Here is a 12219-nt window from a genome sequence, read left to right as displayed (position 1 = left end):
GCGAGATTCCATCTGACCTCTAAAAAACAAATTATAAACAGATGAAATGTATTTCTATTGTATTTCATATCCTCCCCTTCAAAAAATCCTGCCTCAATTCTTCCGGGAACTTCTCAATGGCATAGCGAAGAGCTGTTCTTGGTAAAGTTTGATAATGCTTTTCTAGAAATTCCAATTCTGTATCGAAATCCCGGTTACCAATTTCCCGCAGCATCCAGCCGACTGCCTTGTGCATCAGGTCATGAGTATGGTTTTTGAGTTTTTCGGCTAAATCCAAGGCATCGGTAAAATCTCCCTTTTTTATCCAATGATAACTACTGATTATCGCAATCCGCTGTTTCCAGAGATGGCCTGAATCTGCTAGCTCGTAAAATAAGTCCTTCTCCCTTTTCCAATAATACTCCCCTAAAATGGAATGACAGCTCGTATCCACTAGGTCCCAATTATTCACATAGTCCAAATGAGCTATATAAAAATCAACCAGCTCTTTTTTTCGATCTTCTGTTTTACATTTTTCATAGCGATACACCAAAGCCAAAAACCCTGTCAACCTCACTTCGTGAAAGGGATTTTTCACCAATTCTGATAATTCATCTAAGCTGATCTCCCTTTAAAATTGCTTCGCGATCTTTCGCTGTTCGGGTACTTTCACTCCCAAAAACTGATCTGCTTCCCCATACCCTCCGGGAAACGCTTTAAAAAACTTCGGGAAAAAAGCCGCTTTTTCAGGAATGGCTTTTTCTTTCAAGGTTAAAATAATTTGCTCCGTCAGCTCACTCATATTTGCAATTAGCTGATTTTTTCTCCATTACCGAAACAAAAAACAACCTCTTTAAAAGATCGTCTTTTGTCTATCTAAGGGTACTTGTGTTTTTTTCCTAAAATGATCCATACTTTTAAAATTCTAGCATGATAGATCATGTTAGGATAGCTCTAGATCTTCCAGCTTCAAACTTTTCTAGAAGTCATCTCCAAAATCTCCGCCTTCTCTACTTGATCCCCGTTCTTCCCGCTTATCTTTAAATCCTCCAAAACGATAAGTAAAAGCAAGCGTACCTATTCGGGTTTCCCTTTGGAACTGTCGGAATTGGGTAAATCGCGGGTCTTCAGTCGTCACTCTAAAATTTCGGGTATTAAAAATGTCACTCACATTAAGACTAATTGTCCCCTTGCCATCCAATACTTCCCGACTAAGTCCGATATTCAAACTCCATTGAGGTTCGATCTGACCCTGAGGTAATACGATTGGGCCACGGTAATTTCCTTGAGTCTGTATGCTAAACCAACCCGGCACAAGCAAATTACCTAAGAAATTCAAGGTCCAGCTGAAGTTTTCATTGGTAAATCCCTCTTCGATATTTCCTCCATCCACTCTGGAATAGAATAGATTTCCTGTTAGGGTAGCATCGAAATTATTGGAAACCTGAAACTGATTGACCAATTCAAAGCCTGTAGAGGATCGCGTATCGGCATTTTCTCGACTTTGAATGGCTACGTTTTCATCCGTCAGACGTGTGATTCGGGTTTCGATATTGGTGCTGTAGCGATGATAGACCGTGGCATTGAGCAGGTAGCGCTCCCAACCTTTCGTGTAGCCAACTTCATAACTATCGGTAAATTCTGGCTGCAAAAAAGGGTTTCCTATACTAAAATTATATTGATCTCTAATTCTATAAATCGGCGACAAATCCCAGATTCTTGGCCTGGAAATTCTACGGGTATAATTGGCCGTCAATTCATTTTCAGTTCCTAAAGTATAACTCAAAAAAGCGGAAGGAAAGATATTAAAATAGTTATTTGGAATTCGCTGATCTCCTTGGGTCACCTCTCCTAAGGTCTCGGTGTATTCGGCTCTTGCGCCAAGTTGATAGCCGAAGTTTCCTTTTTTGTCTCTGAAAGAAAAATAGCCCGCATAGACATTTTCAGTGAAATCATAGCCATTACTAAGACTATCAACCACCGTTGGAATAAACTCATTACCTTGATCACCTTGTGAAAAAGCCTGAGTCCACAGCCAATTGGTAAAGGTGCCTTTGAGTCCTGACTCGATTTTGGCTCCGGATTCGAATGGCTTTTCGTAATCCAGCTGAAAAACCAAAAGTCTAGATTCCCTAGGGCGATCATTAATTTGCGCCAACCTTTTCGTAGGATCCTCCACACCTTCGCTATTCACAAAAAACTGATCATAAAATTCCGTTTGCGTGCGGTTGTCGTAAGAGTAAGACAAAGAAGTAAATAATTTTTGGCCTGCAGTATCGATGTCTATGGCATAGTTAATTCCTGCCTCATAATTACTGCTGTTACTAAATTCCTCATTTATTCTATTGAAGGTGGAGTCGAGCCTTCCCGTTTCACTGAGGTTTCTTTGGGCGATTTCAGCAAATTCAACCTCATCATCAAAATTTCCTTGAAAATAGAGTCCTAGCACTGACTTTTCAGATAAAGTATAATCCACACCTGCCCTTAGCAAATGAGTAACTTCTTTTTCGTACCCATCTTGATCTTGGTCCAGTCTAGGCGAAAAGTCTGCTAAAGTAGTCGTCCGATTTCTAAACCCACGCTCCCACCTGTACCGATTTTGCCAGTTATAGGACACATAATAATTAGTCTTTTCTCCACCATAGTTTAGATTAAAGCCGGCTTGATACTTATCCCTGGTGCCCACAGATGCATTTACCTGACCATTGAAGCCAAGCTTTTCATTTTTCTTTAAGACAATGTTAATTATGCCTCCTACACCAGTAGCATCATAGCGTGAAGAAGGATTCGTGATCAGTTCGACTTCTTGAATACTATTTGCAGGAAATTGCGCCAAAATACTTTCGGTATCATCTCCTGAAAGATTGGATGGTCTTCCGTTGATATATATTAGAATATTTCCAGAGCCCCTCATAGTAATTCCACCTTCATCATCGACTTGAATAGAAGGTAGCGTAGAGAGTAACTGGGCCGCGGTTTGTCCCTGCGAGACTATACTGTTTTCGACATTATAAACTCGCTTGTCTATATCTGTCTCAAACATGGAAGTCACCCCCTCAACCACCACTTCTTCGAGATTTTCAGTGCTTGAGGCTAATTTGATCGTGCCTAGGTTGACGTTATTTCGATCGCCCAATTGAATCGGCTCGAAAAAATTAAGGTAACCGATAAAGCCTACTCTTAAGATATAATTTCCTGCTTTAGCATCAAATTCAAAGGAGCCATCCAGCTCACTCATCCCACCTGTAACTACCGAAGAATCCTGAAGACTCAGAAGTGCAATATTCGCAAACTCCAAAGCTCTGTTTTCAGTATCATCGATTACTTTACCTTTAACTGTTACCTGCTGAGCAATCAAATTCGGTAAATGGAAAACTAAAATAAAACTAAGAATAATTCTGTAATGGAGCATGGTGTAAAACTTTTCTATGCTTATAGAGTGAATTGTATAATAAAATTTTGATTAATGCCTTATTCCTAAAATTACCGCTAAACACAATAGGCTCTTAATCAATAATATATACCAAATAATGTCTATACATGTTTTGAAAACCTTCATTTCCTTGATAGTCGGTAAATGAATTAAAGGATCGGATACCATTGGAAACATTTCTTTTCATTTTAAAAGAAAAAGTAAAAAAATTCTTAGGGTTGCTTTGTATCTTTCGAGTATGGCTTACCCCTCTTTTTCAATACATTTCCTTTTCGTTTTCTTTCTTTTCGTCTTCTCTGGTTTTGTACAGGAAAGTAATCCGGACAGCCTTAGCGCTGCTCCTACCGTTCGATTAGAGGAATGGCTAAAAGATGAAACGATTAGCAATGCACAAATGGAACAGGTTTATCGTGTCTTATTGAAACGATACCCTAAGGAAAAAGCCTACGATAAGTGGGCCGACCTGGCTAGTCGTTACTTTCATCATCCAGTGGAAGTAGAAGATGTGGATCAACATAAACTTGAGACACTTCAAGAAGTATTGGCCTACGAATCAGAAATCAAAGACTCTTTCATCAGAGCAACTCTTCATTTGAAAACCGGAGGTGCATGGTTCAATCTGCAGCAATTTGACTCAGCCATTCATTCCTATACCCATGCACTCAAATATTTTGGAGAGGAAGACTCCATCTACATCGCAGACTCTTATTTTTTTAGGGGTCAGGCGGAGGATTACCGAGGCGGTATGCTCAATGCCATGGAAGACTATCAGCAGGCTCGAGATATCTATGAATCATTGCAGGATATCGACTATGTCAACTATGTCAAGGGGGGAATGGCAATTCTTTTTAGCCGTTTTGGGATCTATGATGAATCTCAAAAGATCAGGAGGGAATTGATCGAATATGCGAAGGAAAATGACAAAATTTTTGACCAGCGCATACAAATGTATAACATGGCGGAAACCTTCCGTAAACAAAATAAAGGCACTGATCAGTTACTGATTTTGCAAGAAATCGAGGAGTTGATCGATAGCGAACCTGCTGATGACTACTTAAATGCTATGCTCTATTTTTCATTGTCCAGGTACTATGGGAATCAAAATGACCCTGCACTCCAGCAATCCTACTTTGAAAAAGGGGAAAAAGTCAGAAAGACCGTCCCCCAAATCAATGAAGAAAATGGAGCTTACCTAATGACCAAAGCCCGTCTTCTTTTGGATCAGGCAAATCCTAGGGAAGCTCGGCAGGTGGCCGAACAACTACTTCAAAACTCACAAGAAAAAGAGAATCTAGAACATCAAATCAATGCTTATCAATTGCTCTCAGAAAGTGCTGAAAAACTAGGGGACTACTCCTCCGCCCTTAAAGCCAATCAAAACCTCATGTCCTATCGAGATTCTATTTTTGAAGTGAATCAAGCTACTTCTTTTGCCTACTATCAGACACGCTATGAGACTGAGAAAAAGGAAAGAGAAATTCTCCGAAAATCCGTGGAGCTAGAGGAAACCAAAGCCGCTTCAAGACTGAGAACACAAATCTTGCTGGGAATAATTTTACTAGTGACTTTAGTGGCAACCGTGATTTTTTTCAATTACCGCTTACGCAACCTGAGGAAACAAAAGCGATTGGAGCAGGAATTTTCTCAGCAATTATTGAAGATGCAGGAGGAAGAGCGAAAACGCATCTCCAAAGACCTTCACGATGGCTTGGGACAAAGTCTCCTCCTGATCAAAAACAAAGTAGCACTCAATCAGTCTGAAAATGCAGGCGAGATGCTGGATACCGCGATAAGCGAACTCCGCTCTATTGCCCGCTCGCTTCATCCCATGCAGCTCGAAAAACTGGGACTTTCGAAAGCTTTGGAGCAAATGCTCGATCAGATCGATCAAGAGACAGAGATATTCGTCAGCTCTGATATCGAGGACATCACCTCAGCACTGCCCAAAGAGAAAGAACTTCAGCTTTATCGAATTACCCAAGAAGCCATTAATAATGTCCTGAAACATTCGGAAGCAGATGCACTTAGAGTACTGTTGAAAAAAGAAACAAACCAGGTCATACTGAGTATTGAGGACAATGGGAAGGGCTTTGATTTTTCAGAAAAATATCAGGATTTTCAAAGCCTAGGTTTAAAAACACTCAAAGAACGTACAGCAGCAATCCAAGGTAGTATGAAGGTAAGTAGTGAGAAGGAAAAAGGTGCCAAACTGGATTTTATCATTTATGTCTAAGAAAAACACTAGTGTGATTATTGCCGATGATCATCCCATTTTATTGAAAGGATTGGGTGACTTTTTGCGTGACATGGATTTAACTATACTCTGCGAATGCCCAACGGGCGGGGCAGCCCTCAATGCCATCCGTACTTATGTGCCTGATCTAGCAATACTGGACTTGGAAATGCCGGAATACACGGGGATTGAGGTGGCCAAAGCCTGCCTAAAAGAAAATATTCCTACCAAAATAATTTTACTTACACTACACAAGGAGCTATACCTCTACCAACAGGCCAAAGAGCTCAATCTATCGGGATACATCCTGAAAGAATTTGCATTAAAAGATCTTTCCAAGGCGATATCAAAAGTACTCAATGACGAACAATTTTTTAGTGAAGAAATCTTTGATCATGTCCAAAAAGTATCAGCCCAAAAGCCCGAGGACAACTCACTCACTCCTTCCGAAAAAAAGATTTTAAAATGGATAGCAGAGGGTTTGCCTACGAAAGATATTGCTAAAAAACTCTTTATCTCAGAACGAACAGTAGAAAAGCATCGCTCCAATATCATTTCAAAACTCAACTTGGAGAAAAAACACAATGCACTACTTGTGTGGGCGCAAAAAAACAAAGACATCATCTAATCAAAAGCATTTTTGAATTCACAAAGATGAAAAATACGTATTTGTACGTATTGCCTCAAGCTCAATCTTGGGATACTTTTATAGCATCAATCATTTAAAATTTTTTCTACCATGAAAATTTCAAGTGCTTTAGGGGATTTTAAAATTATCCAAACACTCAAAAACAGAGATGAACTACTTGTTCTCGGTTGTTGGCAAGATCTTGTGAAACTCTTTGACAGTAGCAGAGCCTTTTTGGTCAACAAAAACGAAGGCCTTTTTGGTATTTACCTTTGCAAACAAGAATGTGCAGAGTTTCTGACCAATATTCTCAAACACATTGACTACCACGAATGGGAAGATTTTCGAATGGAAAACGTATTCAAAGACAACCGATATTTAGCGTAAGGGTGATCAATTTTTAGCAACGAAACAATCTAAAGCTGCGCGGATAAGATTATCCACGGTTTTTTCAGCTTTTTCATCAAACTTTTTCAGCGGTCGATTGGCGACAATCGCATTTAAACTCAACATATCATGCCCGAGGAGTTCTCCCAAAGCATAATACCCTGCCGTCTCCATTTCAAAATTGGTAAGACGATTCCCCCCAAGCGCTATCCCCGCCAATCTTTCAATCATTCTGTCAAATTTTGGCTTTAGCCTTACTTCCCTTCCTTGAGGCGCATAAAAGCCTGGGCAAGTCATGGTATTTCCTTTCAAAAATCGATTATCTAATTGATGCAATAATTGGGCAGAAGCGGCGGCTTGATAAGGCATAAAAGATAGTCCCAACTCACCTTTTACGGCTTCTGCTAATTTGGAATCTCCACCAAGAGCAGGATAAAATTCCATTAAGGTATCCAAGCCAATTCCTGAGATAGAAGCCAACAAAGAACCTACAGGAAGATCTTCTTGCATGCTTCCAGAGGTCCCCAACCGAATAATCTTCAGGCGCTGCTTGTCCTTTTTGATCTGTCTGCTTTCCAAGTCCACGTTGACCAAAGCATCCAATTCTGTCATCAGGATCTCAATATTATCCGTACCCATCCCGGTACTCATCACCGTGACTCGCTGACCTCGAAGCCAGCCGGTATGGGTGACAAATTCCCGCTTTTGCATCTTGATTTCTACCTCATCAAAATAACCCGAGACCATAGGGACTCGGTCGGGATCTCCCACTGTAAAAACAAGTGAAGCCAGGTGCTCTGGCTTCAAGTGTAAATGGTAAATACTTCCGTCAGAATTAATAATTAATTCAGATGCAGGAATGATTGGATTCTCCATGGAGTTTTTGGATCTGTTCTTTGTTTGGTTTACGCTGCAAACCCTTGTAAGGGTTATACCCATTGGTCTTTTTTTGGTAGTAGCCCGTACCGTCATAGGGTCTTTTCTCCGGGTCGTCTTTGCATTCCACGGAGCAGGCTCCTTCCATTTCCCAGCCGCATTTCTCACAAATGGGCACGTGGATATTGCAGGTTGGATTGGCACAATTGACCATGCGATCTGACGGAGTGTCGCAGATATGACAGCGAGACACGATGGTTGGATTTACCTTATTGACCTCGACCGCGATTCGATTATCAAATACGTAGCATTTCCCCTCAAAATCTTCCCCTCCGGCTTCCATTCCGTACTTGATGATTCCTCCGTGAAGCTGATACACATCCTGAAAACCTTGCTCAAGCAAGAAAGCAGAAGCTTTTTCACATTTGATCCCACCAGTACAGTAGGTGAGTACTTTTTTGTTTTTCAGATGCTCGAGTTCTTTGACCTTTTCTGGAAAGTCTCTGAAATTGTCAATATCCAGGGTCAAAGCATTCTTAAAACGACCGAGTTCGTGCTCATAGTTTGACCGAACGTCGAGAATGACCACGTCCTCTTGGTCTTTTAGCTTTTTAAATTCCTCCGGCTCAAGATGTTTTCCTGTACGGACATTGGGATCGAGATGCCTCAGGGAAGAGTGCACAATCTCTGGCTTGTAGCGTACGTGAATTTTGGTAAAGGCATGGGCTTCATGCGCATCAATTTTAAATTCAGTCTTTGCAAATCGAGGATCGGCATGAATGTAAGCCATGTACTTTTCGCAGTCTTCCTTGAGACCGGAAACTGTTCCATTTAAGCCTTCGTCCGAAATGATAATTCTTCCCCGGATATTATTCTCCACACAGAAAAGGTGATGCTGCTCTCTGTATTCTTCAGGATTATCAATTTTTGCGTAGCAATAGTAGAGGAGGATTTGGTAGTCTTTGTTTTGTTCCATAACTGAAGCCCTGTTTCGGCAGGGTGTTTGGTTTTCTGTTTGATGTCCGATGCTGGATGTCCGATGAATCACTTCATTATTCGGTATTCGACATTCAGCATTCGATATTTCTTGGTGTATAAAATTTACTTGAGAAAGAAAACGGTTTCAATCTTTTCTTACTTCACTTTCGAAGCAGGGTTTCCGAATACGGTTTCATTATCTCCTACGGAGGAAATCACCACAGAACCTGCTCCGATTCGGGCATTTTTCCCGATGGTCAAGCCAGATACGATTGTCACTCCCGAACCGATAAAGGCTCCTTCCTCTACCGTCACCTCAGAATTGATGATAGTCCCCGCACCGATTTGCACAAAATCTCCCAACTTTGCTTTATGGTCGATAATCGCTCCGGTATTCAAGATGCAATGATGTCCGATCTCTGCTGCCGCTCCGATAGTGACTTGAGCATTGATAAAATTTCCGTGTCCTAAGTGAGCATCAGTAGAAATATAGGCCGATTCATGAATAGCATTGATCGGCTGCACCTTTCTACGCTCATTGAGCAATTCTACCAAAAAGCGTCTGTATTTATTATCATCAACGGCAACGAATGCCTCTGTCTTTTTTCCGATTAGTTTGAGAAAGCCGTCATCCTCGGGATGCCCCAAGACCGAAACTGTATTGATCTCGGTTCCATGCAGACTTTCATCCTCATCCAAAAAGCCATAAACGATGACTTGATTACTGTTGAAAATCTCCAAAGCGGGATGGGCTATTCCCTTTGCGCCCAATATAATAACTGGTTTGTCCATAATGAATCTGAATTCAGTGCGCAAAATTACGGGAATTCACGGGCTTAGCCAAAAATCATTTGCTTTCGGCTTTGATTAGACTTTGTGCGATTTTGCATTGCAGGCATTTTTTAGGCTGACAATAGTTTTTAAAGAGCCCTATCATCCCCTGACTGTCAAAGGCATTCTGAGCTTTCCAGCCGTACTCCGAATATTTCCGGATGATAAAATTATTCTCCGCGCTCACTTCCTGGAGTAGATCAAAACATCGCTCCTGCCAATCAGGATTTTGAAAATATCTTCCATAAGCAAACCACAGGGGAATCACAAAATTGATAATCAATAGTTGCAAAACCGTACTCGAAACACCCTTGGAGGCCATTTTTGAAGAGTTTTGACCAAAGGAATAATTATAGCGCCAATAGTCCGAGGGCTTGACTTGAAGTAGTTTTTTGAATCCCGAAAAATCTCGGCTGTCTTCCATCACGGACTGAAGAAGATTGGGGGCCTGAGCTAAAATCGCGGCAAGCTGCGCAATTCTCAGGGTGGGAAAATTACTGGGGCGCACACCCATAAAGTTCCAATGCTGACGGGTCAGCTCATTTTTCCAACCAAATTTTTTCTGATAAAAATCATACTCCCGAATCAGGTGCTGTACATACGGCTCCTCTGAATGTCCTGGTAATAAACCCGCTCTTCCGAAAAGCATTGCTTCCAATACCGGTAATTGATTTCTATGTTTTTGTAAAATCTTATAGGGAACTAATCCTGCCAACTGTCCCATGGCTTGGGCATTCACCTTGAACCCAAAACAAGTGAACAACCATCGGTAGGCGCTCTCTTCCCAATCGCCTTTGGTTTGTTCTAGTACCTCTAAGATAAGCTGAGATTTTTCCTGAAGCCGCTCTACAAGAGCCTTTTCTAAAGTGGAAAAACGGATGATCTCCGGAACCTTCTCCAGACCATGTGCACAAGGCAAATCCTGATTATAGTCAAGCATTCGCTCATAATTGCGCCAGATTTCTAAAAATATTTTCCCGTCGAGTTCTAAAGTAGGCATTGACGTATCGTCATTCCGCTCCACCTCGCGGTCATTTTTCCAAACTACATGCAGGATCACTGAATTGTAAGCAGGGTCTGAATGATGCGCATGATGCTTCCACTCAGAAGCTAAGCGATGTACCTCCACATGCCCATGAAATGTCACTCCATCCAGGACAATGGTAGCATCCTTGAAATCCGGACCTTCGGTTTGATTATGGAAGCCTACTTTCAAAATTTGAATATCCTGCCCATCGGAAGTTTGGAGGTTTTTTCGGTCAAAATATTGATACTTCCAAACGAGTTGTAAAAAGTCTTCCTTAAAATTCATCAGCTATACTTTTACTCCTTAAATACTAAAAGCTTATGAATATAAATATTTCAAACTAAGGACGCAAATATTCCTTAAAGAAAGTGCTTATGCCGTTGTGAGTGCCTGCCTTTTCCGAAGGAAGGTCTGCACTCACAACCTATTCAAAAAATTCAAAATTGAACAGAAATCCTCCAGTCCTAACGTCTAAAAAGAATCATCCAATCCGCTCCTTGAAAAACGTGAGTGATGCCCCTCAAGTAGGCGAAAAAATAAAAACCCTCCAAGGAACTTTTAGCCTTTAGAGGGTAGAGTGCTGCATTCACAAATACTTTTCCAACAACTCCCTCATTTCCAGTTGGAGTTTTTCGGCTTCCTTTCTAGCCACTTGGGCAAAGTCCCTTTCCGAGGAAGCATAGATGATTCCTCGACTAGAATTGACCAATAGTCCGCAGGAGGAATTCATCCCAAATTTGGCTACTTCTGACAAGCTGCCCCCTTGCGCTCCTACTCCAGGTACTAAGAAGAAATGATCTGGGGCGATTTTACGAACCTCTCCGATCAATTCACCACGTGTTGCCCCCACCACGTACATCAGGTTTTGGGGACTGCCCCATTCTTGACTTTTTTCCAAAACAGATTGATAAAGAGGCTTTCCGGCTTTGTCCTCGATCAACTGAAAATCCATAGAACCGGGATTGGAAGTCAGAGCCAGCAGAATTACCCATTTGTTTTCAAATTCCAAGAAAGGAGAAACCGAATCTTTACCCATGTACGGCGCCACCGTTACCGAGTCAAAATCCATGGATTCAAAAAAAGCCTTTGCGTAGAGTTTGGACGTATTTCCGATATCTCCCCGCTTAGCATCTGCAATGGTAAAAATATCCTTGGGAATGAGCTCTGATACTTTGGCCAGTGTTTCCCAGCCTTTCGCCCCCAAAGCCTCAAAAAAGGCAATATTAGGTTTGTAAGCCACCGCAAAATCTGCTGTTTCTTCGATAATGGCTTTGCAAAAGCTAAAAATCGGATCCTTCTCGGAAAGCAAATGCCGTGGGATTTTTTCCAAATCAGGATCAAGACCCACACAGAGAAAGGAGGATTTTTGTTGAATTTGGGAGAAAAGCTCGGATTGGTTCATGGCAGAGTTTTAAGGAATGGGACAAAGGTACAGAATCCAAGCCAGTACGAAAACCCTCAAAAAATACCCAGAAATGGGTATTGATTTTTAAAAATATGATTATCCGCAATCATGCCAGTATGGGTAAATTGAAGCAATAATGAGTCTGTCAAAGAGTTTTTGACCGAAGTATCTTCTGTTTAGCTTGTAACAAAACTCATCCAGATAGTTCTGCATCATTCGTTCGCTGATCATATGGTATGTCTGCAGGTGTTTCTTTAAGTTACTGATGGCAATATGAACCCATTTGAGGTTAAAATTGCCTTCTTGTGTACCAGAGATTTCTCTGACATGAACATCAATACAATCACTCAGGTCTGAGAAGGTGGTACTTTTATCTGTTTGAAGCACAGCGTTTGAATCAATGTAATCCTTGATTAAATGCTGTGCGGTTTTCGCCTCCAAG

The 12219-nt window shown here is 41.3% G+C and carries 10 protein-coding genes and 1 pseudogene; 3 read left to right on the top strand and 8 right to left on the bottom strand.

The window, feature by feature from the left end; all coding sequences use genetic code 11:
- Nucleotides 1–64 precede the first annotated feature (64 nt).
- Both BLQ57_RS03665 and BLQ57_RS03660 read right to left on the bottom strand, forming a co-directional pair.
- Nucleotides 65–781, bottom strand: a pseudogene (locus tag BLQ57_RS03665) (DNA alkylation repair protein).
- A 177-nt stretch (nt 782–958) separates the two neighbouring features.
- Nucleotides 959–3391 carry a TonB-dependent receptor gene (locus BLQ57_RS03660; RefSeq protein ID WP_087938096.1) on the bottom strand — a complete coding sequence of 811 codons (2433 nt, stop codon included), beginning with the start codon at nt 3389–3391 and terminating at the stop codon, nt 959–961.
- A 259-nt stretch (nt 3392–3650) separates the two neighbouring features.
- Here BLQ57_RS03660 and BLQ57_RS03655 point away from each other — a divergent pair, with 259 nt between their 5' ends.
- The 3 genes from BLQ57_RS03655 (at nt 3651) to BLQ57_RS03645 (ending at nt 6660) form a co-directional block, all read left to right on the top strand.
- Nucleotides 3651–5645 (top strand): tetratricopeptide repeat-containing sensor histidine kinase, encoded by a 1995-nt coding sequence (locus tag BLQ57_RS03655; protein ID WP_087938097.1) that lies wholly within the window; start codon nt 3651–3653, stop codon nt 5643–5645.
- Nucleotides 5638–6273, top strand: a complete 636-nt coding sequence (locus BLQ57_RS03650) for a response regulator (RefSeq protein ID WP_087938098.1) — start codon at nt 5638–5640, stop codon at nt 6271–6273. Before BLQ57_RS03655 ends, BLQ57_RS03650 begins: the two co-directional genes overlap by 8 nt.
- Before the next feature lie 111 nt (nt 6274–6384).
- The gene (locus BLQ57_RS03645) at nt 6385–6660 is read left to right on the top strand and encodes a hypothetical protein (RefSeq protein ID WP_087938099.1); all 276 of its coding nucleotides are present in this window, start codon (nt 6385–6387) and stop codon (nt 6658–6660) included.
- A 6-nt stretch (nt 6661–6666) separates the two neighbouring features.
- On the opposite strand, the gene BLQ57_RS03640 is transcribed toward BLQ57_RS03645, so the two are convergent.
- The 6 genes from BLQ57_RS03640 to BLQ57_RS03615 all read right to left on the bottom strand — a co-directional run.
- Nucleotides 6667–7536, bottom strand: coding sequence for a nucleoside phosphorylase (locus BLQ57_RS03640; protein ID WP_087938100.1), 870 nt, complete (start codon nt 7534–7536; stop codon nt 6667–6669).
- Nucleotides 7508–8512 carry an oxygen-dependent tRNA uridine(34) hydroxylase TrhO gene (gene trhO / locus BLQ57_RS03635; protein ID WP_087938101.1) on the bottom strand — a complete coding sequence of 335 codons (1005 nt, stop codon included), beginning with the start codon at nt 8510–8512 and terminating at the stop codon, nt 7508–7510. Before trhO ends, BLQ57_RS03640 begins: the two co-directional genes overlap by 29 nt.
- 158 nt (nt 8513–8670) lie before the next feature.
- On the bottom strand, nt 8671–9306 hold the full coding sequence (locus BLQ57_RS03630; RefSeq protein ID WP_087938102.1) for an acetyltransferase: 636 nt from the start codon (nt 9304–9306) through the stop codon (nt 8671–8673).
- Between the two features lie 55 nt (nt 9307–9361).
- Nucleotides 9362–10657: a DUF2851 family protein gene (locus BLQ57_RS03625; RefSeq protein ID WP_087938103.1), complete on the bottom strand. Its 1296-nt coding sequence runs from the start codon at nt 10655–10657 to the stop codon at nt 9362–9364.
- Between the two features lie 301 nt (nt 10658–10958).
- Nucleotides 10959–11774 (bottom strand): orotidine-5'-phosphate decarboxylase, encoded by an 816-nt coding sequence (gene pyrF / locus BLQ57_RS03620; protein ID WP_087938104.1) that lies wholly within the window; start codon nt 11772–11774, stop codon nt 10959–10961.
- Between the two features lie 99 nt (nt 11775–11873).
- Nucleotides 11874–12219 (bottom strand): IS1595 family transposase (locus BLQ57_RS03615; RefSeq protein ID WP_139162656.1); only part of this gene is annotated, 346 nt, incomplete at its 5' end.

It is taken from the genome of Algoriphagus faecimaris, assembly GCF_900101705.1.
Taxonomy (GTDB): domain Bacteria; phylum Bacteroidota; class Bacteroidia; order Cytophagales; family Cyclobacteriaceae; genus Algoriphagus; species Algoriphagus faecimaris.
The sequence above is the reverse complement of the archived record's forward strand: the minus strand, read 5'-3'. Positions and strand labels throughout refer to the sequence as shown.

What these genes read in the sequence shown, in the direction of transcription:
- BLQ57_RS03650 (WP_087938098.1), top strand. Translation starts at nt 5,638, where the DNA reads ATGTCTAAGAAAAACACTAGTGTGATTATTGCCGATGATCATCCCATT.
- BLQ57_RS03655 (WP_087938097.1), top strand. Translation starts at nt 3,651, where the DNA reads ATGGCTTACCCCTCTTTTTCAATACATTTCCTTTTCGTTTTCTTTCTT.
- BLQ57_RS03640 (WP_087938100.1), bottom strand. Translation starts at nt 7,536, where the DNA reads ATGGAGAATCCAATCATTCCTGCATCTGAATTAATTATTAATTCTGAC.
- pyrF (WP_087938104.1), bottom strand. Translation starts at nt 11,774, where the DNA reads ATGAACCAATCCGAGCTTTTCTCCCAAATTCAACAAAAATCCTCCTTT.
- BLQ57_RS03660 (WP_087938096.1), bottom strand. Translation starts at nt 3,391, where the DNA reads ATGCTCCATTACAGAATTATTCTTAGTTTTATTTTAGTTTTCCATTTA.
- trhO (WP_087938101.1), bottom strand. Translation starts at nt 8,512, where the DNA reads ATGGAACAAAACAAAGACTACCAAATCCTCCTCTACTATTGCTACGCA.
- BLQ57_RS03630 (WP_087938102.1), bottom strand. Translation starts at nt 9,306, where the DNA reads ATGGACAAACCAGTTATTATATTGGGCGCAAAGGGAATAGCCCATCCC.
- BLQ57_RS03645 (WP_087938099.1), top strand. Translation starts at nt 6,385, where the DNA reads ATGAAAATTTCAAGTGCTTTAGGGGATTTTAAAATTATCCAAACACTC.
- BLQ57_RS03625 (WP_087938103.1), bottom strand. Translation starts at nt 10,657, where the DNA reads ATGAATTTTAAGGAAGACTTTTTACAACTCGTTTGGAAGTATCAATAT.